This is a genomic window from Flavobacterium sp. (genome assembly GCF_039932285.1).
Taxonomy (GTDB): Bacteria; Bacteroidota; Bacteroidia; order Flavobacteriales; family Flavobacteriaceae; genus Flavobacterium.
The window spans coordinates 13438-36221 of the sequence record NZ_JBDTQE010000009.1 but is presented as its reverse complement, the minus strand read 5'-3'; the positions used below and the strand labels follow the sequence as shown (position 1 = coordinate 36221).

At 30.4% G+C, this 22784-nt stretch carries 20 protein-coding genes; 9 read left to right on the top strand and 11 right to left on the bottom strand.

Annotated features, from left to right (window positions below):
• Positions 1–27 precede the first annotated feature (27 nt).
• The 7 genes from ABI549_RS03460 to ABI549_RS03430 form a co-directional block, all read right to left on the bottom strand.
• On the bottom strand, positions 28–1353 hold the full coding sequence (locus ABI549_RS03460; RefSeq protein ID WP_348075060.1) for a trigger factor: 1326 nt from the start codon (positions 1351–1353) through the stop codon (positions 28–30).
• Positions 1354–1438: 85 nt separating this feature from the next.
• The gene (locus ABI549_RS03455; RefSeq protein WP_348075059.1) at positions 1439–1783 is read right to left on the bottom strand and encodes a phage holin family protein; all 345 of its coding nucleotides are present in this window, start codon (positions 1781–1783) and stop codon (positions 1439–1441) included.
• Between the two features lie 7 nt (positions 1784–1790).
• Positions 1791–2210: a hypothetical protein gene (locus ABI549_RS03450; protein WP_348075058.1), complete on the bottom strand. Its 420-nt coding sequence runs from the start codon at positions 2208–2210 to the stop codon at positions 1791–1793.
• A 25-nt stretch (positions 2211–2235) separates the two neighbouring features.
• On the bottom strand, positions 2236–3000 hold the full coding sequence (locus ABI549_RS03445; protein WP_348075057.1) for an alpha/beta fold hydrolase: 765 nt from the start codon (positions 2998–3000) through the stop codon (positions 2236–2238).
• Between the two features lie 128 nt (positions 3001–3128).
• Positions 3129–4352: a sodium:proton antiporter gene (locus ABI549_RS03440; protein ID WP_348075056.1), complete on the bottom strand. Its 1224-nt coding sequence runs from the start codon at positions 4350–4352 to the stop codon at positions 3129–3131.
• On the bottom strand, positions 4352–5659 hold the full coding sequence (locus ABI549_RS03435) for a TIGR00341 family protein (RefSeq protein ID WP_348075055.1): 1308 nt from the start codon (positions 5657–5659) through the stop codon (positions 4352–4354). Before ABI549_RS03435 ends, ABI549_RS03440 begins: the two co-directional genes overlap by 1 nt.
• A 98-nt stretch (positions 5660–5757) precedes the next feature.
• Positions 5758–6486 (bottom strand): pyridoxine 5'-phosphate synthase, encoded by a 729-nt coding sequence (locus tag ABI549_RS03430; protein ID WP_348075054.1) that lies wholly within the window; start codon positions 6484–6486, stop codon positions 5758–5760.
• 96 nt (positions 6487–6582) lie between these two features.
• On the opposite strand from ABI549_RS03430, the gene ABI549_RS03425 reads away from it, so the two are divergent.
• The 7 genes from ABI549_RS03425 (at position 6583) to ABI549_RS03395 (ending at position 13988) form a co-directional block, all read left to right on the top strand.
• Positions 6583–7242 (top strand): CBS domain-containing protein, encoded by a 660-nt coding sequence (locus ABI549_RS03425; protein ID WP_348075053.1) that lies wholly within the window; start codon positions 6583–6585, stop codon positions 7240–7242.
• A gap of 76 nt (positions 7243–7318) precedes the next feature.
• On the top strand, positions 7319–8203 hold the full coding sequence (locus ABI549_RS03420; RefSeq protein ID WP_348075052.1) for an NAD kinase: 885 nt from the start codon (positions 7319–7321) through the stop codon (positions 8201–8203).
• 135 nt (positions 8204–8338) lie between these two features.
• A complete protein-coding gene (locus ABI549_RS03415; protein ID WP_348075051.1) occupies positions 8339–9025 on the top strand; it encodes a DUF6089 family protein in 687 nt (228 codons plus the stop codon).
• A 2-nt stretch (positions 9026–9027) separates the two neighbouring features.
• Complete coding sequence (locus tag ABI549_RS03410) at positions 9028–9768, top strand: isoprenyl transferase (protein WP_348075050.1); 741 nt, start codon at positions 9028–9030, stop codon at positions 9766–9768.
• Positions 9701–12418 (top strand): outer membrane protein assembly factor BamA, encoded by a 2718-nt coding sequence (bamA, locus tag ABI549_RS03405; protein ID WP_348075049.1) that lies wholly within the window; start codon positions 9701–9703, stop codon positions 12416–12418. Before ABI549_RS03410 ends, bamA begins: the two co-directional genes overlap by 68 nt.
• Positions 12419–12458: 40 nt before the next feature.
• Complete coding sequence (locus ABI549_RS03400; RefSeq protein ID WP_348075048.1) at positions 12459–13445, top strand: OmpH family outer membrane protein; 987 nt, start codon at positions 12459–12461, stop codon at positions 13443–13445.
• Positions 13446–13490: 45 nt separating this feature from the next.
• Positions 13491–13988 carry an OmpH family outer membrane protein gene (locus tag ABI549_RS03395; RefSeq protein WP_348075076.1) on the top strand — a complete coding sequence of 166 codons (498 nt, stop codon included), beginning with the start codon at positions 13491–13493 and terminating at the stop codon, positions 13986–13988.
• Positions 13989–14362: 374 nt separating this feature from the next.
• Here the strand turns inward: ABI549_RS03395 and ABI549_RS03390 are convergent, their stop codons facing one another.
• Both ABI549_RS03390 and ABI549_RS03385 read right to left on the bottom strand, forming a co-directional pair.
• The gene (locus ABI549_RS03390) at positions 14363–15925 is read right to left on the bottom strand and encodes an OmpA family protein (protein WP_348075047.1); all 1563 of its coding nucleotides are present in this window, start codon (positions 15923–15925) and stop codon (positions 14363–14365) included.
• A gap of 200 nt (positions 15926–16125) precedes the next feature.
• Positions 16126–17634: a GH3 auxin-responsive promoter family protein gene (locus ABI549_RS03385; protein ID WP_348075046.1), complete on the bottom strand. Its 1509-nt coding sequence runs from the start codon at positions 17632–17634 to the stop codon at positions 16126–16128.
• A gap of 101 nt (positions 17635–17735) precedes the next feature.
• Between ABI549_RS03385 and ABI549_RS03380 the strand changes: the two genes are divergently transcribed.
• Positions 17736–18530: a DUF2797 domain-containing protein gene (locus ABI549_RS03380; protein WP_348075045.1), complete on the top strand. Its 795-nt coding sequence runs from the start codon at positions 17736–17738 to the stop codon at positions 18528–18530.
• A gap of 9 nt (positions 18531–18539) precedes the next feature.
• Here ABI549_RS03380 and folK read toward each other — a convergent pair whose 3' ends face one another.
• Entirely contained in the window at positions 18540–19691 is a 1152-nt protein-coding gene (folK, locus tag ABI549_RS03375; protein WP_348075044.1) for a 2-amino-4-hydroxy-6-hydroxymethyldihydropteridine diphosphokinase, read from the bottom strand.
• 121 nt (positions 19692–19812) lie between these two features.
• Here folK and sppA point away from each other — a divergent pair, with 121 nt between their 5' ends.
• A complete protein-coding gene (gene sppA / locus ABI549_RS03370) occupies positions 19813–21573 on the top strand; it encodes a signal peptide peptidase SppA (protein ID WP_348075043.1) in 1761 nt (586 codons plus the stop codon).
• A 104-nt stretch (positions 21574–21677) separates the two neighbouring features.
• Here sppA and ABI549_RS03365 read toward each other — a convergent pair whose 3' ends face one another.
• Positions 21678–22742, bottom strand: a complete 1065-nt coding sequence (locus ABI549_RS03365) for a mannose-1-phosphate guanylyltransferase (protein ID WP_348075042.1) — start codon at positions 22740–22742, stop codon at positions 21678–21680.
• Positions 22743–22784: the final 42 nt, after the last annotated feature.

Sequence of the window (22784 nt, the reverse complement as noted above, 5' to 3'; positions counted from 1 at the left end):
GCTCAAATATACTAATTATTTTATTATTTATTCGCCGTACATTGCCGCAACGAATTGTTCATAAGTAACTTCTTTTGTAGTAGGATTTGCTTTTTCAACCAACATTTGTAAAAGTTTGTCTTTTGTTACTTGCTCAGACAATCTTTTTACTTCTTCTTGGTTAGATAAAACTCTTGCTACAATTCCTTCTACTTCTTGGTCTGTTGGATTTGTTTGTCCGAACTGTGCCATTTGCTGACGGATTGATTTTGAGGTAAAAGATTTTAAATCTTCAAAATTAATTTTGATATCACTTTGAGCCAAAGCACGACCTTCAATCATTTGAAAACGCAATCCTTTTTCTGAACGGTAATATTCCGCTTCTGCTTCTGCTGGAGATAATTTTTTCTCACCTACAGTTTGCAACCATTTTTTTAAGAATGCTTCTGGTAAATCGAATTTTGTGTTTTCGATTAATGCATTAACCACGTCATCTGTTAGTTTTTGCTGTGCTTGCTCTTCAAATTGAGATTCAGCATCTTCTTTTATTTTTGCTTTCAAGTCTGCTAATGAAGCTACTTTTCCTTCGCCAAAAAGTTTGTCAAATAACTCTTGGTTCAGTTCTGCTGGTTCAGTTTCGTTAATGTTTTCGATGGTAAAGTTTACATCAACTTCTAATCCATGTACGTCATCATGGTTTACTTTTAGGAAATCCATTAATTGATGATCGTCTTCAAATAAACCTTTTGTATTTACAGTAACAACATCACCAGATTTTTTCCCGATAAATTTAGCTGCCGTTTTTTTGTCTTTAAAAATATCTAAAGAAATAGTAATAGGATTGTTTATTCCTTTTTCTTCGTTTGTAAAAGTTCCTGAAACTTCCGTTTTTTCTGAAACGATGTCTTGAGGAATTGCTTTTCCAAATTGTTTTTGGATGCGTGTTACTTGTCCGTCGATTAATTTATCATCAGCAGTAACAATATATTTTACTACATCAGTTTTTGCGTCAAGATCTAAAGTAAAGAAAGGAGCTAATCCTATTTCGTATTGAAAAGTTAGTTCTTCTACTTCCCAGTTAAAAATTTCTTTTTCTATTTCTAATGGAGTTCCTAGTAATGCTAATCTTTCGGCAGTGATGAATCTTTCTAAAGCAAGATCTACAACTTTCTTAACTTCTTCTTGTTTTATGGCGCGTCCGTATTGTTTTTCTACTAAATCTTTTGGCACAGCACCTTTACGAAAACCTTTTACAGTTGCTAGAGGCATTTTTTCGTTGATACGTTTTGCTACTTGACCTTTATAATCTGTAGGCATTACTGTAATTTCGATAATTTCGGTTACAGCGTTTATTGCTATTCTTCTAATATCCATCTTCTCTTTAATTTACATAATAAAATTGGGTGGCAAAATTACAAAATTTCTGCCACCCAACAAATTTTTAACTTATCGAATTTTGCTATTTATCGTCATTTATGAATTTGTATAAAATAGATTGCGAAATAGATAGTAAAATACTAAAGATTAATGCGGTTAAGAACGAACTTATGTTAAATCCGTCTAACCAATGATCGCATAATAAAACAATCGCAGCATTGATAACCAATAGGAATAATCCTAAAGTAACCACTGTGATTGGAAAAGTAAAAAACACTAAAACGGGTTTCAAAAACGTGTTTAGTAATGCTAGAACAACCGCCACTTTGATAGCTGTTGTGATGTTGTCAACCTGAACTCCGCCCATAAAATAGGAGAGTGCTATAACAATAAGGGTTGTGATAAGTAAACGAAAAAGTAGTTTCATAATGTTTTTATTTGTTTAGATTTGATGATAATAAATTGATAATATCTTTATATAATGTTGATTCTGTTTCGTTTTTATCGGAATTAAATCCAGTAGATGGTGTTTTAAATCGGTGGTTGTAGATTTCTATTTTTTGACAATCTTCCTCTTTGTAAAATGTAAGCTCTATATGTTCAGTATTTGGACCAAAACTTATCATCATATCTCCATTTGTAGGTATATTTTCAATTCTTTCAATTATTTCATTAATAGCTATTGTGTCATTAACAGAAATAGAAGCTTCAATTTTATGATTAGAAATACTTTTGTATTTTACAATTTCTAATAATGTATAATTTTTATTTTTAAACCAAGTTCTTCCAGAGTTCATTTGTGCATTTATGTTATAGTTTATAGTAATAAAAAATATAAAAATAAACCTTTTCATTATGTATAAATTTTAAGTTTGAAAATTATTTCTCTAAAAACCGCACCGTTTTTTCAAAAAATTCAAGAGGATTTTCGGCATGAAGCCAATGTCCTGCGTTCGAAATAGTTTCTATTTCCCCTTTTGGAAAATGATGCAATATTGTTTCGAAATCCGAATCTAAAATATAATCTGATTTGTCTCCACGTAAAAATAAGGTTTCTTTTTCAAATATATTATGAAAAGGTAATGCTTTTCCTATTTCTTCGATTTTCTGATTGAAAACTTCTAAATTGAAACGGAAAGCCAATTGCCCTAGCGCTGACCAATACAAGTTTTTAAGCAAAAATTGTCGGGTGCCAAAGTCTGAAATGTATTCAGAAATTATGGCTTCAACATCCGAGCGTGATGGTTTTTTTGAAAAATCGACTGCATTCAATGCGGCTAAAATAGTTTGATGATGTATAGGATAAAACTTAGGTCCAATATCTGCAACGATTAGTTTATTTACTAATTCTGGATAAGTCGTAGCAAGCAACATGACTACTTTTCCGCCCATTGAATGTCCTATGACATCAACGGAAGTTAGCTGATGAAAGGCGCAATAATCGACCACGTCTTGCGCCATGATTTCGTAACTAAAATCGTCGGAATGGAACGATTTTCCGTGGTTTCGCAAATCTAATGCGTGCACTTGAAATCCTTGCTCGGCATATTTTGTTGTGAGTGTTTTCCAATTGTCTGACATGCCTAAAAATCCGTGAAGAATAAGGAGTGGCTTGCCTTCGCCTTCTATTTTTGAGTGTAACATAATATTTTAGAAGTTTTTTTTGTAATTATTTGAAGTGAATCCTGTAATTTAATACTTTCTATTAAATTAAAAAAATTCTGCGAAACATAAGTTTGAATTTATATAAACTTAAAAATCTCGGAAAATGTTTATTTAGTCTTTGCGAGTTTTTCTATTGTTAATCCTTGAACTAAAATACTAAAAAGGACACAGAAATAAGTAGCTATCAAAAGGATGTTTTTTGTTTCACTTTCGGGCAATGATAAAACTAAAGCTAAAGAAAGTCCACCTCGAAGTCCGCCCCAAGTAATTATTTTTGCTTCTTTGCTTTCAAGGTTTAATAATTTTGGAAAAAATAAATGTGGAAAGTAAACAATAAATACTCTTGATAGCAAAACAATAAAAACAGAAAACAAACCCAAAATGATATAACTTGTTTTGAAATCTATTACTAAAAGTACAAAAGCAATTAAAATGAATAAAATAGCATTAAGTATTACGTCGATTAACTCCCAAAATTTATGAACATATTCTTGTGTGATGTCGCTCATTGCTATTTCTTGTCTAAAATTACCAACCATAAGCCCCATTACCACCATTGCGAGTGCGCCGGAAATATGTATATAATTACTCATTGAATAACCACCCATAACAAAGGCAAGTGTCAATAATACTTCAGTTTCGTAGTGGTCGATAGATTTTAAAAGTAGATGTAAAAAATAACCTAATATCAAGCCTATTATTACTCCCCCTATAGCTTCTTGCAAAAATAAAATTCCAAAATGAGATAAACTAAAACTACCAGTATGTAAAGTGTCTAAAAGTGCTACAAAAACAACCACGCCAACGCCATCATTAAACAAACTTTCCCCAACAATTTTAATTTCTGTTTTTTTAGGAACATTAGCTTTTGTTAGTATTCCTATAACTGCTATAGGATCTGTTGGTGATATTAATGCGCCGAAAAGCAAACAATAAATAAAATCGATTTGTAGGTTTAACATCTGTGAAAGAACAAGAAATAAACCCGCAATAATGATAGTTGATAATAAAACGCCAAAAAAGGCAAAAATCGCGATCGATTTTATATGTGTTTTTATCTTATTCCAATCCGTATGCATTGCACCTGCAAAAAGTAAAAATCCTAAAAGAATGTCTAAGATAATTTTATCAATATGTGCATTTTGAATTAATAGTTTTATTTCCGTAAAAGGTAATTTGAGCCATATTTTTGAACTTAAAACCAGTATTGATAATATAGTTGAAATCAAGAACAAACCAATAACAAAAGGAAGTTTTAAATATTTTTGATTGATAAAAGCAAAACTTGCAGAAAGGCAAATTAAAATTATTAGTGCAAGGTATATATTCATTAGTCTTTTATGGTTAGTTCAATTTTTTTAAGGTTGTATTTTTTTTGCATCCAATTTTTTAATTTTTCTTTATCTTTTTCAGATAATTTTGGTTTGGAATCATAAAATAAAGTGGTCATTACAACTGTCGTATCTACAGTTGTAATGTTTTGATTTGAAAGCGAAATAGAATTTATATTTGGGAAAATAGTTTTAATTTCAGAAAATAATTGTTTGTTATCAAAAGTGTTTTCAATCAATTTTTGCTCCAATGTTACAATTCGTTGGTCTTTTTCGATTTCAAAACTTCCATTTTTATTTACTTCGTTTAGAATATCTTTTTTAAGTGCTTCTAGATTATCTGTTGCGTTTTGTTTTATTAAGAGTTTAGTGTTTTGTAGATCAAACGTATTTAGTTTATTGGTTAATTTTTTTATTTCATCTTCAGAGTAATTTTTTCTCAAAAAAGCCAATTCAATTATTTTTGGATTGTTGTTGTAATTTATTTTTTTATAAATTAGCGTGTTGCCATTTTCTACAAACTCTTTTTCGATAAAAAGATTGGCATTTTGTTTAAATTGCTGTTCTTTAAACAAACGATAGGCAAAAAATGAACTCGGTAAAAGCATTAATAAAACAATTACAGTTATGCCATATTTTACTTGTTTTTGATTTTTAATATCAATTTGTGTTGATGCTGGATAATTCAAATATTTTACAATACTAAAAGTAGCAATACAAATAAAAACACAGTTAATACAATACAGAAACAAAGCACCAAAAAAGAATTTATAATTGCCAATCGCTAATCCATAACCAGCTGTGCAAAGTGGTGGCATTAATGCTGTGGCGATGGCTACGCCAGGAATTGGATTTCCTTTTTCTACTCTTGTTATGGCAATAACACCTGCCAAACCTCCAAAAAAAGCGATTAAAACATCATAAATATTTGGAGAAGTTCTTGCTAATAATTCAGATTGTATTTCTTTAAACGGGCTTAAATAAAAATAGACTGTTGCGACAAATAAACTTGTAATTGTTGCAATAAGTAGATTTTTTAGAGATTTTTTTAAAAGTATAAAATCATAAACTCCTAAGGCAAAACCAGCGCCAACAATTGGTCCCATTAACGGAGAAATTAACATTGCTCCAATAACTACTGCTGTAGAATTTACATTCAAACCAACTGATGCAACCATAATTGCGCAAACCAAAATCCACAAATTAGACCCTGTAAATGAAATATTATCTTTTACAACTTCTAATGTCTTTTTTTTTCCAGCTTCCCCTTCGTGTAAGTTAAATAAGTTTCTTATTATTTTCACCATTGTTTAAAGTTTATTTATGCGGTTTTGGATGTTGTACAATCTTTATTCCATTATAACATTCTCAAACTTTAAAAACACACAATACCCTAATTTCTTTTCTATTTTAATTTTTGCAAATACATATTCACCACATTATCCAAACCTAAATATAATGATTCAGAAATAAGAGCGTGACCTATAGAAACTTCCATCAAATTTGGAATATTTTGATTAAAAAAATGAATGTTATCTAAACTCAAATCATGTCCAGCATTAATGCCAATGCCGAGTTCATTGGCTAAAATAGCCGCTTTTGTATAAGGTTCGATAGCGTTTTTATTTCCCAAACCGTATTGGTGAGCAAAAGCTTCGGTATATAATTCGATTCTGTCAGTTCCTGTAATTTTTGCTCCTTCAATCATTTCGAGAACGGGATCTACAAATATGGAAACTCGAATATTATTGCGTTGAAATTCTTGTGTAATTTCGGTCAGGAAATCTTTGTTTTTAATCGTGTTCCAACCCGCATTTGAAGTTAAATTACTATTAGCATCAGGAACCAAAGTCACTTGCTTTGGTTTTGTTTCTAGCACTAAATTGATAAACGAAAGTTCTAACGGATTTCCTTCTATATTGTATTCGGTATAAACGATTGGTTTCAAATCTCGTGCGTCTTGGTAACGAATATGTCTTTCGTCGGGACGCGGATGTATTGTGATTCCTTGTGCGCCAAATTTCTGAATATCGGCAGCGACTTTTAGTAAATCAGGTACATTTCCGCCACGAGAATTTCGTAAAGTGGCAATTTTATTAATATTTACACTTAACTTGCATTGATTTTGAGTCATTATAAACTTAATTTGTATTTGTAAATCACAAAAATACAAACTAAAACAAGCATAGTAACTTATTTTTTAATTATTTTGCAGTAGATTTATACCACAATGAATATTTTATCAGACTATATTAATAACGATTACAAACCGCTCGACATTCACGAAACTGTTGCTGTTGCGCAGGATTTTTTTGTAGAAGCACCGTTTTCGCATTTTCCGATTATGGATGAAGGTGTGTTTATTGGAAATTTGTCTAGTGAAGATGTAGAAACTTTCGATTTTAATAAAAAAATCATCGATTATAAATATACGCTCGAAGGTTTTTTTACGAAAAACGATTCGATTTGGTTAGATGTATTAGAAGATTTTGCTAAAAACCAAACGACTGTTTTGCCAGTTCTCGATGAGAATAATAAGTATTTAGGATATTATGAAATTGTAGATGTGATTCGTTTTTTTAACGAAACGCCTTTTTTAAAAGAATCTGGAGGTATTATTGTTATCGAAAAAAATATTACTGAATATTCTTTTAGTCAGATTTCACAAATTATAGAAGGAAATAATGGTCGAATTTTAGGTTTGTTTGTTTCGGATTCAACCAATGGAAAAATACAAATAACGATTAAAATTGCCACTGGCGGAATGAACGAAATTATTCAAACGTTTCGTCGTTACGAATATGGAATTATTTCTGATCATCAAGAAGATAATTACATAAACAACTTAAAAGAGCGCTCGGAATATTTAGACAAATACCTTAATATATAGATATTCGTGGATTTGTTTATTCGGTTATTTTTTATCCGAATAACTAAACCCACAAATAATCAAACCAACATTAAAAATGAAAATAGCTGTTTTTGGACAATTTTATCAGAATTCTACTTCGCCAATTATCGAACGATTGTTTGCTTTTTTGAATCAAAATAAAGTTGAAGTTATTATCGAAGAGAAATTTGCTGCTATTTTAGTCGAAAACAAATCGATTACAAACACTTATGAAAAATTTAGTTCTCACAAAGATTTAGACAAAAGTTTTGATATGCTCATTAGCGTTGGTGGTGACGGAACTTTTTTGAGAGCCACGACATTGGTAAGGAATTCAGGAATTCCAATTTTAGGGATTAATGCGGGAAGATTAGGATTTCTAGCTACTGTTCAGCAAGAAAATATTGAAATTTTTCTGCAAATGGTTCTCGAAAAAAAGTATACTATTTCTAAACGTACTTTATTAAGTTTAAAATGTTCCAGTAAAGTTGAAGAAATAAAAGAGTTGAATTTTGCGATGAACGAAATTACCGTAAGCAGAAAAGATACCACTTCGATGATTACTATTGAAACTTATTTGAACGGAGAATACTTAAATTCTTACTGGGCTGATGGGTTAATTATCTCAACACCAACAGGTTCTACGGGTTATTCGATGAGTTGCGGCGGACCTATTCTTACCCCCGAAGCAAACGGTTTGGTTATAACACCCATTGCTCCACATAACTTAAACGCCAGGCCGCTTGTGATTCCGGATAATACCGAAATAAAACTTAAAGTTTCTGGTCGTGAAGAAAATTACTTGGTTTCGCTAGATTCTAGAATTGCATCGGTAAAAAATGAAGCGATTTTAACGATCAAAAAAACGCCTTTTAAAATCAATATGGTTGAAATTCCTGAGGAAACTTTCTTGAAAACATTACGAAACAAACTACTTTGGGGCGAAGACAAACGAAATTAATCTTACCTACAAATACTACAACTCTTTATTTTTCGTTTTTACATCATAAAAAACTATTAATTATTTGCTCTGGATAACAAATTTCACTTTGTTAAGTGTTCAGAATTAGTATATTTGCACCCTTATTAAAAATAAATGAGAAAAACGACTTACATTTTAACGATATTTCTTCTGTTTCAGATGGCTAATGCACAAATACATGAGATTGGTATTTTTGCTGGAGGAAGTAATTTTATAGGAGATGTAGGAAGTACTCAATATATCGCGCCGAATATGCCAGCCTTTGGAATATTGTATAAGTGGAATAAAAATCCGAGATATTCTTGGCGATTCTCAGTAACACAATCTAAACTAAAAGGGGTAGATGCAAAATCTGATATAAACTCTCGCAAAGAAAGAAATTTCACTTTCGAAAATACAATTACTGAATTTTCTGCTGGATTTGAGTTTAACTGGTTCGATTTCAACTTGCACAAATCTGGATTTATATCAACACCCTATTTATATACTGGTTTAAGTTATTTTACTTCCGATGATTTATATGTCGCAAACAACAAATATGTTTCAAATGGTAATTCAGGAGGAATTGCATTACCTATTATTGGTGGTTTAAAAATGCACATTGCTGATAGCTTTGTTTTGGGAATTGAAGCCGGAGCGAGATATACATTTTCAGACGATATTGACGGAAGTTTGCCTAAAAACGGAAATTTACAAAATTTAAAATTTGGTAATATAAATAGTAAAGATTGGTATGTTTTTACTGGACTTACACTAACCTATACTTTTGGAAATAAACCTTGTTATTGTAACGACAAATAAAAATGAGCTTGCTAACTTCTATAAATACCGACAATCTTCCTAAACATTTAGCCATCATTATGGATGGTAATGGTCGGTGGGCAAAAAAACAAGGAATGTTGCGCGCTATTGGTCATGAAAATGGAACAAAATCTGTAAAAATAACGGTAGAAGCTTGTGCAAAACTAGGAATAGAAAACCTTACATTATATGCTTTTTCAACCGAAAATTGGAATAGACCAAAACTAGAAGTAGATTTATTAATGAAGTTACTAATTAATTCTCTGAAAAAAGAATTAGCTACTCTAGTAAAAAACAACATCAAATTAAACTCTATAGGAAATCTTGAGAATTTGCCGAAATCTGTTCAAAAAGAACTAATAGAAGTAATTGAGAAAACAAAAAACAATACCAGAATGACCCTGACTTTAGCATTGAGTTACGGATCAAGAGAAGAAATCATAAATGCTGTTAAAAAAATTAGTGATAAAGTTAAAAATAATATAATTTCAATAGATTCTATTGACGATTCAATATTAAATAAGCATCTTTACACGCACAATCTACCCGACGTAGATTTAGTAATAAGAACAAGTGGTGAACACCGCATTAGTAATTTCTTGCTTTGGCAAATAGCTTACGCAGAATTTTATTTTACAGATGTGTTGTGGCCAGATTTTAGTGAAGAAAATTTATATGAAGCCATTATTAGCTATCAAAAAAGAGAACGTAGATTTGGAAAAACAAGTGAACAAATTAAATAATTTATTTAATACAGTAAACAATACAAAATTAGTATTGTTATTTTTAGTTTTAGTTAGCGCGGTAAAAGTTAATGCACAAGATCGTGTTCCTTTTGATCAAGGTAAAACCTATATATTAAAAAAAGTAAGCGTTACAGGGAAAATCACTTATAATGAACAAACTATTGTGACTTTTGCTGGTCTTGAAAAAGGGCAATCTATTACAATTCCAGGGGAAGAAATTAGCAATTCGATAAAAAAGCTATGGAAACTAGGTCTTTATAACGATGTTAATTTTTATGTAGACAAAATAGAAGGAGATAGTATTTCGTTAGAACTAAATATTAATGAACTTCCTAAACTAAAAGAAGTAAAATTTGTAGGGATCAAAAAAGGGAAACTAGAAGCCATAACTAAAGATACGGAACTAACATCTGAGAAAATAGTTAACGAAAACCTTATCACAACCACTAAAAATTATATTGAAAATAAATATAAAAAAGAAGGTTATTATAATACAAAAGTAAATATTGTAACTACCGAAGATACAGCAACTATAAACCATGTAAATATGGTTGTAAATGTAGATAAAGGTTCTAAAGTTAAAGTTTCTAAAATAACTATAAACGGTAACACGCAATTTACGGATTCAAAAATTCGTGGTGCAATGAAAAACACAAAACAACAAAGTGTGCTTCATATCTTTAAATCGTCAAAATATATTAAAGACAAATACAAAGAAGACTTAACTTCAATTGTAGATAAATACAAAGAAAATGGTTATCGTGATGCAAGAATTGTGTCAGATTCTGTAGTTTTTGATAAAGAGAAAAATAAAATAGCAATAACTTTAAATATCGAAGAAGGTAATAAGTATTATTTTGGAGATATTAAATTTTTAGGAAACACGGTTTATAGTGATCAACTTTTAAGCAGATCTCTTGGTATTAAAAAAGGAGATGTATACAATGGTGTGCTTTTAGAGCAAAGAATTGCAGACAAATCTAAGCCAGATGGAGATGATTTAACGAATCTCTATCAAAATAATGGTTATCTTTTCTCTACAATAAACCCTGTTGAAGTTGGTACAGCAAACAATATTATAGACATGGAAATTCGTGTAATAGAAGGACCTCTCGCTTATTTTAATAAGATATCTGTTGTAGGTAATGACAAAACAAATGATAAGGTTATTTATCGTGAATTGAGAACTAAACCTGGAGACATATATAGCAAAGAAACTTTAATTAGAACTATTCGTGAAATAGGACAATTGGGATTTTTTGATGCTGAAGCAATAAAACCAGATTTCGAAAATGTAGATGCAGCAGCAGGAACGGTTGATATTAAATATAATTTAGTAGAAAAAGGAGCTAGCCAAATAGAATTACAAGGAGGTTATGGTGGTGGTGGATTTATAGGAACATTAGGTCTTTCATTTAATAATTTTTCTATAAAAAATATTTTCAAAAAAGAAGCTTACCATCCATTGCCTATGGGAGACGGACAAAAATTAGCATTGCGTTTACAAGGAAGTACAAATTTTCAAACCTATAGTTTTTCATTTTCAGAACCATGGTTTGGAGGAAAAAAACCTATAAGTTTTTCAACGTCAATAGCTTACACTAAGCAATTTGGCTACAGTTCATCTTATAAAGCAGATAAGTCGAAATATATGAATATCTTTTCGGTATCAGTAGGTATTGCAAAAAGATTGCAAGTTCCAGACGATTTCTTCGTGTTGTCACATTCTATAAGTTATCAGCATTATGATTTAAATAATTTTAATAGTGCCTTATTTACTTTTGGAAATGGAGCTTCAAGAAATTTAGCTTACACGATAGGGTTAAGTAGAAACAATAAAGGTACAAATCCGATTTTCCCAACCTATGGTTCAGAGTTTAGTCTTACTGGAAAATTTACGTTACCTTATTCATCATTTAGCGGATTTAATTATGGAGATTTAGAAAATCAGGAAGAATATAAACTAAAAAATACTGTTGACCGTTCAAATTCATTAGATGGTAACGGTAACATAGTTCAAATAGGTGATTATATAGATGTTAATGGTAATAAAGTTGTTGATTATAGATTAGCTGCTGTTGATAGAGCCAAGGTAGATCAGAAAAAATTTAATTGGTTAGAATATTATAAAATTAAGTTTAAAGCAGAATGGTTTACAAAAATTTACGGTAAATTAGTATTACGTACACTTGGAGAATTCGGTTATTTAGGAGCATACAATCAAGGAAGAGGTATTGTTCCTTTTGAAAGATTTGTTGTGGGTGGAGATGGTTTAGGGGGTAATTATATGACTAGTAATGAAAACATTCAAGTAAGAGGATACAAAAATAATGGAAGTTTATCTGTAAATGGAAATAATGGAGATCCTATTTATAATAAGTTTTCATTAGAATTAAGATATCCAATTACATTGAAACAATCAGCTTCAATTTATGCCCTTACATTTGTAGAAGGAGCAGGGTCATATAGTAATTTTAAAACATATAATCCATTTGTAATACAACGTTCTGCAGGATTAGGATTAAGGGTATTTATGCCTGCTTTTGGTTTATTAGGAATAGATTTCGGACATGGTTTTGATGCGCCTCAAGGGACTACAATCAAAAACGGATGGGAAACACATTTTATAATAGGTCAACAATTTTAATTATATTTGGCACGATAGTTGGACTTAACATTTCAAGTTTATGAAAAAGTTTTTTTTATTGTTACTAATTTTTGGAATTACTTTAACTGCTAGTGCGCAAGCAAAAGGAGCTAAAATAGGATACATTGATATGGATTATATTCTGGAAAATGTACCTGAATACAAAGAAGCGTCAGTTCAATTAGAACAAAAAGCTCAAAAATGGAAACAAGATATTGAGGTTAAGAAAAATGCGATTAAAAAATTAGAAGAAATTCTTAAATCTGAAAGAGCTTTACTGACAAAAGAACTTATAGATGAGAGAGAAGAAGAAATTAAGTTCCTTGAAAATGATTTGATAGATTATCAACAAAAGAGATTTGGTTCCAATGGAGATTTTATGATTCAAAAAATATCTATTGCAAAACCTGTACAAGACCAGGTTTTTACAGTAGTTCAGGACATAGCAGAAGCAAGAGGATATGATTTTATTTTTGATAAATCGTCCGATTTAACGATGCTTTTTTCTGCAAAAAAGTTTGACATTAGTGATAGAGTAGTAAAAACTATTGTTAATGCAGAAAAGAGAGAGCAAATAGGTAAAAAACAACTCAAAGCTATACAAGCAAAAGAAGACGAAAAAGAAAAAATAGATGATAATCCCGCTTTAGCAGAAAGGCAAAAAATCCTGGATGATAAAAAAGCCATAAGAGAAAAAGCAATTGAGGATCGTAAACAAACGGCAGCTCAAAAGAAAAAAGATTTTGAAGATAGAAGAAAAAAATTACTAGAAGAACAAAAAGAAAATAAACCCAGTACAATTACAGATTCTACTTCAACAAAAAAATCAGGGTTAGATGATTACAATAAAATAGAAGATCGCAAATTAGCCCAAGATTCTATTAAAAATAGTAAAGAAGTTGCACGACTAAAAAGCATAGAAAACAATAAAAAAACACTTGAAGAGCGTAAAAAGGCATTAGAAGAAAAAAAGAGAAAAATAATAGCCGATAGAGAAATAGCAAAACAAGCAAAAGAAAAAAAATAATAAAAGAAAAAATTAAAATTAATTAATACACTAATACTAAAAATGATGAAACAGATTAAAACTTTACTTATTGCAGCAGTTATGTTTTTTGGTGCTAGCACAATGAATGCTCAGACAAAAACAGCACACATCGATGTTAACGATTTATTATCTAAAATGCCAGAAATGACATCTGCAAAAGCACAGTTAGACAAACTAAGCAAAACTTTCGATGCAGAATATGGTACAATGGTAACTGAATACCAAACAAAAATGAAAAAATACGAAGGTGAAGCTGCAACTGCAACTGAAGCTATAAACGAGACTCGTGCAAAAGAAATGCAAGACATGGGGCAACGTATTCAACAATACAGAGATTCTGCTCAAAAACAATTACAAGACAAAGAACAAGAAATTGTAAAACCAATTATGGATAAAGCTAAAGCTGCAATCGTAAAAGTTGGAAAAGCAAAAGGATACCAATACGTTATGGATTCTGCAAGTTTAATCCTTGCTGATGGTCCTAATTTATTTGAAGACGTAAAAAAAGAATTAAAATTTTAATAATATAAATTTTAACTTAAAAAGTTAACCATATTAATTTAAAATAATATATAATGGGAACAGAATTTTAATTCTGTTCCCATTTTTTATGTTATAGTTATATCGTTTTTTAGGTATTTAGAAGAGCGTGAAAATTGTATTAACTTAAGTTTTTTTTATTATATGATAAGTTTATTGTATGAATTTTTTCTATAAATTATAGTATCATAGGGTTTTATTTTAATCCATTTTCTAAAATAGAATATATACTTGTCATGAGTTTTTGAACAAGCTTAAAAAGTGAGTTGGGTTTAAAAAATGTTAAATATCATTTGTAAACATAAAACCCCGTGTTATTTTTACAATGACACGGGGTTAATAATTTTGTTTTTATATTATCTTATAACAAACTCAATACGTCTGTCAGTGTCAAATTCAGCTTCAGAACAGTTTATTTTACAATTGGATAAAAGTTTGCTTTCTCCATAGCCTTTAGCTTCTAATCGGTCTGTATTAATTCCCTTTGCAATTAAGTATTTTTTCGCTGCTTTTGCTCTTTTATCTGATAAAATCATGTTGTATTTATCAGAACCTCTAGAGTCAGTGTGGGCATTAATTATGATTTTCATCTCTGGATTATCGTTTAAAACAGTAAATATTTTGTTTAATGACAAGGTAGATTCTTTTTTTATCGATGCTTTATTAAAATCAAAATAGATGTTCTCGATGGTAATTGCATTTTCTTTAATTTCTGCTTTTGCCTGATTTAACTGAATGTTTACATTCGAATTATCATTTTCAGTATATATTGGCATTTCAAAATCTAAATAGCCGTCTTTTTTTGCCACGATCGAATAATTCTCTAAGGGCTCTATTTCAAAATTATAGCTTCCATTATTACTGGAGATTTGTGAAGAAACTTCTTTTCCATCTTCATCTAATAAACTAACTTTAGTGTTTGGTAAAAGAATTCCACTTTGTTTTTCGGTTACTAAACCTTTTAGATTAAAAACGGTTTCTTGTAATTCGAAATGGTAAATATCATATAATCCTGAACCTCCTGCTCTGTTTGAAGTCACATAACCACTATTTTTTGTAGCAAGTATAAATGCCACTTCATCTGCGGGTGTATTAATTGTTTTTCCCAAATTTAAAGGGATTGTATATCTATTTTTTTTAATTTTTGATATAAAAACGTCCTGTCCACCGTAACCATTATGTCCATTTGAAGAAAAATATATTTCTTTATTGGTTGGGGAGGCATAAGCAAATTTTTCGTCCTTTTCAGTATTTATAACTTTTCCTAAATTAATTGGATTTACAGGTATTCCATTAGCATTTATTTCAGCAACATAAAGATCAAACCCCCCAAAACCTCCAGGCATATTTGAAGAAAAATACATTTTTTTGCCATCTGGAGTAATTGAAGGATTTTCGATAGAATAACTGATATTATTAAAATCTACGGGAATTTCATTAATCCAAGTGTATTTGTTAGAATCAAAAACTGATTTATATAACTGATAATTTTTAGAGTTTCCTTCAGCACTTTTAGTATAGTATACTGTTTTTTCATCAATAGAAAAAGCTAATCCGCCTTCATTCCCTTTAGAGTCTAAAGCATAAGCGAAGAAGTTTGGTCTAGATAAGTTGCCTCTTAGATCCATATTTAAGCAATATAAGCCGTTGTATGGATTGTTAGTGTTTTCATCTTTTCCTGCTCCAATTGCTCCTGTTTTTCTAGACGAATACATAATATATTTACCCATAAAAAAAGTAGATCCGATATCTGATAATTTTGTATTTATTGCAGTTGGAACTACAGTATATAAGTCTTTTGCTTCGTCAAAATTATAATTAGCTAATATTTCTGAACCTTTATTTTTTATAAATGAGTTTTGAGCAAAATTTATGTTAGTGATAAATAAAATTAATATTACAAATATTGATTTTTTCATAAAAATATAATTGAAAAATGTATTGTTTTTGATAATGTGGCGCAAAATTATCATTTTAAATCAATTATATGTATGAAATAAGATTAAATGCTAAAATAATCGATAAAACACATATTTTGCAATAGAGGCTAAGTGTTTTTTAAGATGTTTTTGTTGAAAAATTAAAATAAATAAGCTTAAAATCAACTAATTAATAATTATTACAAATATAATAACTCTTCTAGATAATCTCGTTTGTTAGATAGACGAGGGATTTTATGTTGACCTCCTAATTTATCTTGATTTTTTAACCAATCATAAAAAAGATTCTCACGAGCAACATTTATAGTAAGCTGATTCAATGTCATGTTATTGTAGCGTTTGGCTTCGTAATCTGAATTTAAAGCTTGAATATTTTCGTCTAAAGTTTTTGTGAAAAACGCAATATTATCTGGTTGCTTTCTAAATTCAATAATCCATTCGTGCGAACCTTTTTCTTTACCTTTCATAAAGATGGGTGCTACAGTATAATCTTTTACTTCAGAATTTGTTATTTTACAAGTTTTAGCAATAGCCATATCCGTGTTTTCGACCATCAACTCTTCACCAAAAACATTAATATGGTGTTTTGTTCTTCCTGTAACTCGAATTCTGTAAGGATTTAATGAGGTAAATCTCACTGTGTCACCTATTAAGTAACGCCACAAGCCAGAATTTGTCGTAATAACAATGGCGTAATTTTTATTAATTTCTACTTCAGCTAATCGAATTATTTTTTCGTTTGGTGTGCCAAAAACATCCATCGGAATGAATTCGTAAAAGATTCCGTAATCTAACATTAATAATAAATCACTAGAATTATTCAAATCTTGAATGGCAAAAAAACCTTCGGAAGCATTGTATACCTCGTAATATTTAAAATCTTGTTTGGGCAATATTTTTTTGTATTGGTCACGATATGGGTCAAAACTTACACCACCGTGAAAATAAACTTCAAGATTAGGCCAAACATCAAATAAATTATTTTTTCCAGTTTCTTCTAATGCTTTATTTAGTAAAACCATCATCCAAGACGGAACACCTGCAAAACTGGTCACATTTTCTATTTTTGTTTCGTTTACAATAGCAAGTAATTTAGTTTCCCACTCGCTCATGAGTGATGTTTTGTTGCTTGGCGTACTACTAAATTCGGCCCAAAACGGCATATTGTCTATTAGTATTGCTGACAAATCACCAAAAAAAGTATTGTTATCTTCATACAATTGCTTGCTTCCTCCCAAACGCAAACTCTTACCCGTAAATAGTTGTGAATTTTCGTTATTGTTCAAATACAAACACAATAAATCTTTACTCCCTTTATAATGACAGTCTTCTAGTGCGGAGTTGCTTACGGGAATAAATTTACTTTTAGCATTAGTAGTTCCGCTCGATTTTGCAAACCATTTGATTGGTTCATTCCAAAAAACGTGCTGTTCTCCTTTTCTAGTTCGTTCTATAAGTGGTTCTAAATCTTCGTAAGTAGAAACGGGAACTCGCTCCTGAAATGTATGATATGTTTTTATAGAATTGAAATCATATTGTCTTCCAATAATCGTGTTTTCTGATGCTCTAATAAGATTTATCAATAATTCTTCTTGTACTTCATTAGGGTATTTTAAAAACAACTCAATCTGATGAATACGTTGTTTCAAAAACCATGAAGCAATAGAATTTATGATTGGTAAAGGCATTTTATGAATTACGGATTATGAATTATGAATTACGAATTATAACTTTACCAAAAATAAGATTTTTTTTTAAAAATCCTAATTCATTAAATCTTAAATCCAAAATGCAATACGAAGGAGTTTTAACTAAAATGCAAACCGAAATTGGGAAGCCAATTCAATATTATCTGATATTTGAAAACAGTTTTCTAAATGTAAATCAATTACTTAGTAAAGAATTAGAAATTAGTTTTCAAGGTTACCAATGTTTGAATTGCAAGAAAAAAAAGAAAATTTTCCGACAAGGATTTTGTTATGATTGTTTTATGGGAAGTGCTTCTGCAGGAGATTGGATTATGAAACCCGAGCTTTCTACAGCACACTTAGATATTGAAGACCGAGATTTAGTTTATGAAAAAAAAGTACAATTACAACCACATATTGTTTATTTGGCTTTGTCTAGCGAAGTGAAAGTGGGTGTAACTCGTGGCTCGCAAGTCCCAACTCGATGGATAGATCAAGGTGCCGTGCAAGCCATTCCTATTGTAGAAGTTCCTAATAGATACTTAGCAGGAATTACCGAAGTTGCCCTAAAAAGTCATTACGCAGACAAGACCAATTGGCAAAAAATGCTAAAAAATGAAGTTCCCGTTGCCGATTTGATAAAAGAAAGAGCTAGTTTAAAATATTTGATACCTAAAGAAGTACAAGAATATTTTGATATAAATAAAAATGATTTGTACGAATTGCAATATCCAGTTTTACAATATCCAAAAAAAGTCACTAGTTTAAACTTAGATAAATCCCCTAATTTCTCTGGAAAATTATCTGGTATAAAAGGTCAATACTTGATTTTTGAAGATGGTACAGTATTTAACGTAAGAACTTTTGAAGGCTATGTTGTAAAGATTAGTTTGTAGGTTTATTTGTCAGGAATTTATAGAGTAATTCTTAATTTTCTCTTCAATTGAATCTAATATTTTAACATAATCTTCTTGATTTTCTACAAAATCGAAATCAGAAACATCAATTACCAATACATTTAAATCGGTTTGTGATTTGATATAATCTAGATAACCATAATTTATCTTTTCTAGATAGTCTGCTTCAATTTCTTGCTCGTAACTTCGACCTCTTTTTTTAATGTTTTGAAGTAATCTATCTGTATTTTGATATAAATAAAGATACAAATCAGGTTTTTGCATTTCTTTATATATTATATCAAAAAGGGTTTTGTATAGCCTGAATTCGTCTTCTTGTAGTGTTACTTTAGCGAAAATTAAGGATTTGAAAATGTGATAGTCAGCAACAACAAAATCTTTAAACAAATCAAATTGCGATAAATCGTCAGATAATTGCTGGTATCTATCGGCTAGAAATGACATTTCTAAAGGAAAAGCATATCGGTTTTGGTCTTTATAAAATTTAGGCAAAAAAGGATTGTCAGCAAAACGCTCTAAAACTGTTTTAGCGTTAAAATCTTCGGCAATTTTTGTTGCCAAAGTTGTTTTTCCTGCACCAATATTTCCTTCAATGGCAATATAATTTAATTGATTTATACTGTGTTTTTTTAATAGAAAATCTAAATCACTAACCATTTTACAATCACTTTTATCTTTACAGGTTTCAATTAGTTCTTGAACCGATTTATTCAGTATTGGGTGTTGCCATTCGAGTTTTAAATCCAACATAGGTAACAATACAAAAAGCCTATTTTGCATCTGTTGATGCGGAATAGTTAGTGTTTCGGAACTGTAAGTTTCTTCATTAATATCAATAATATCAATATCAATAATTCTAGCTTGGTAATTTTCTGTATTCTGTCTAATTCTGCCTAATTCTTTTTCGATAGAATCTGTTTTTTGCAATATTTTTTCAGCAGAAAAAGAAGTATGTAAAACCAAGGCGCAATTATAAAAAGGATCACTGTCAAAACCCCAAGATGGCGTTTCATATAAGTTAGAAACACGGAGAATTAATCCAATTTTCTTATGAATCAATTGGATGCATTTTTCTATGTTTTCTAAACGATTTCCTTGGTTACTACCAAGTGATAAAACTACTTTTTGCTGCATTTTCATATATAAAGCAAATTAACTAAAAAGAAATTTACAATCTTATTATATTTGCCAAGTGTTAATAACTAATTTAAGTTGTAACAAATTTAACAAAACACGACTTATAAGTATTAAATAATTAATTATGAAGTTTTTAGGAAATGTATTGTCAACCATTGTAGGTTTGTTTGTTTTTTGCATGTTATTCTTTTTTGGAATATTACTTATTGCAGCCATTTTTGGAGGAAATTCCTCGAGAACGGTTGTCAAAAATAATTCCGTTTTAGAATTAAATCTTGAAGAAGTTACAAATGATTATGGGGGAAAATTTAATTATGAAGAAATAGGATTTTATGAAGCCAATCATGACGGATTGACAGATATCCTAAAAGCTATTGAAGCAGCAAAAAATGATGAAAAAATAAAAGGAATTTCAATTCTAAATAACACTTTGGCACTTGGCGTTGCTCAAACAAAAGCCTTGCGTGATCAATTGGAGGATTTTAAAAAATCAGGGAAATTTGTGATGGCTTATGGTAATGTTTATTCTCAAAAAGATTATTATTTGAATTCAGTTGCGAATACAGTTTATTTAAATCCAGTAGGAGAGCTTGACTTCAAAGGACTTTCGACTGAAGTGATGTATTATAAAGATTTTCAAGAGAAAACAGGATTAAAAATGGAGGTTATTCGCCATGGAAAATACAAAAGTGCTGTCGAACCATTTTTGTTAAACCAAATGAGTCCTGAAAACAGAGATCAAATCACAACCTTCTTAACTTCCATATGGAATGCTATGGCTATCGATATTTCGAAATCAAGAAATATTCCGGTGGCACAATTAAATACTATTGCTTCGGGATTGTTAGCTAGAACTCCGGAAATGGCTTTGCAAAACAAATTAATTGATAAAATTGCTTACGAAGATGTGTACCACGATGATATTAGAAAAGTGCTGAAAGTTGATTCTGACGATGATTATAACACTATTGATATTATGGATTATGCCCAAGATATTGCTACATCAACTTCCGATTTTGAAACAAAAGACAAAATTGCAGTTATTTATGCTCAAGGAGAAATAGGTTCTGGAGAAGGTGATATAAATACCGTTGGGGAAGGTTCTATGCGTCGTTCGTTGCAAGAAGCGAGAAAAGATGATAATATAAAAGCTATCGTTTTGAGAATAAATAGTCCAGGAGGAAGCGCATTAACTTCCGATTTGATTTGGAGAGAAATCGAAATTACTAAGAAAGTAAAACCCGTTGTGGTATCTATGGGGAATTTAGCAGCCTCTGGAGGTTATTACATTGCTTGTAACGCGAATGAAATTTTTGCAGAAGCAAGTACAATAACTGGTTCAATTGGTGTTTTTGGAACTTTACCAAACCTATCTGAGGTGACAAAAAAATACGGAATCAATACCGAATTGGTAGAAACCCACGAAAATGCATCGGGTTATAGCTTGTTTAAACCACTAGATGATAATTTTAGAAAAATCACACAAGAAGGAGTAGAGCATATTTACAATGTTTTTGTAACCCGTGTTGCTACAGGACGAAAAATGACCTTTGCACAAGTAGATGCCATTGCTCAAGGTAGAGTTTGGGCCGGTTCTGATGCTTTACGATTGGGATTGGTTGACAAAATAGGTGGTTTAGATGCTGCTTTGGCTTATGCTTCTAATTTGGTTAAGGTCAAAGATTACTCTACTGTCGATTATCCTAAATATGAAAAAGATTTTAAAGATTTCTTCGGTGGTGGTTTGCCATTTATGAAATCTCGTGAAAATTTAATTAAAGAAGAAATAGGTCTCGAAAATTATAAAATTATCGAGCAAATTAGAAAAATGAATTCTCAAAAAGGTGTTCAGGCAATGTTACCATTTGAGGTCAATGTTAAGTAGATGTTTTCTATAAATAAAACTAAAAAAGCACAATTTTATATTGTGCTTTTTTAGTTTTATTATTGAGTTACAATTAGAAATTTTTGTTATTAATCTGTTTGCTTTTAGTTTTGAACCTCTAATTTTTTTACAATACTTTTAATGTCTTGTTCTTTGCTTTTGGGGTAAATTAGTAAAATCCCTTCTTTATCTACAATGATATAATCATGCAACCCATCAATAACTATTATCTTTTTAGCATCTGAACGGATAATGTTGTTTGATGAATTTTCGAGTAAAACTTTAGCATTAACCACAGCATTGTTATTCTCATCTTTATCTAATTTTTCATGAAGTGAACCCCAAGTTCCTAAGTCATTCCAATCGAAAGTAGCGGGAAGTACAAATACGTTTTTCGCATTTTCCATGATGGCGTAATCAATAGATACATTCTCGGCTAATGGATAATTTTCGGTTATAAATGCTTTTTCATCTTCGGTATTATATAAATCATAACCTTTCATAAAATGCAAAAACATTTCGGGTTGAAATTCTTCAAAAGCTTTTAGGATAGATTGTACACTCCATAAGAAAATACCTGCATTCCACAAATAATTTCTACTTTGAATAAATTTTCTAGCTGTTGCATAATTCGGTTTTTCTCTAAACTGAACCACTTTTTTTATAGGACGACTATCTAATTTGTCGAACTCGATATACCCGTAACCTGTATTGGGGAAAGTTGGTAAAATGCCTAAAGTCATTAAGGTTTCTTCTCTTTCACACACATCAAATGATCTTTGCAAATTAGCAACAAATTGCATTTCGTCTTCAATCCAATGATCGCTTGGAGCAACTACCATAACTGCATTTGGATTTTTCTTTTTTATTTTTAATGAGGCATACAAAATACATGGTGCGGTGTTTCGCATGGCTGGCTCTAGTATAATTTGCTCTTGATTTACTGATGGCAATTGCTTTAAAACAATGTCATTATAACTCTCATGAGTTAGAATTAAGATATTTTCCTTAGGAATAATTTGAGATAAACGACTGAATGTTTTTTGAATTAAAGTTTCACCAGTTCCTAACATGTCATGAAACTGTTTAGGAAAATCAGTAGTACTCACTGGCCAAAATCTTGATCCAACACCACCAGCCATTAATATTGCGTAATAATTTTTATTCATTTTTTTAAGTTTCAAAGTAACAGCGTTACAAAGTTTTTTAAA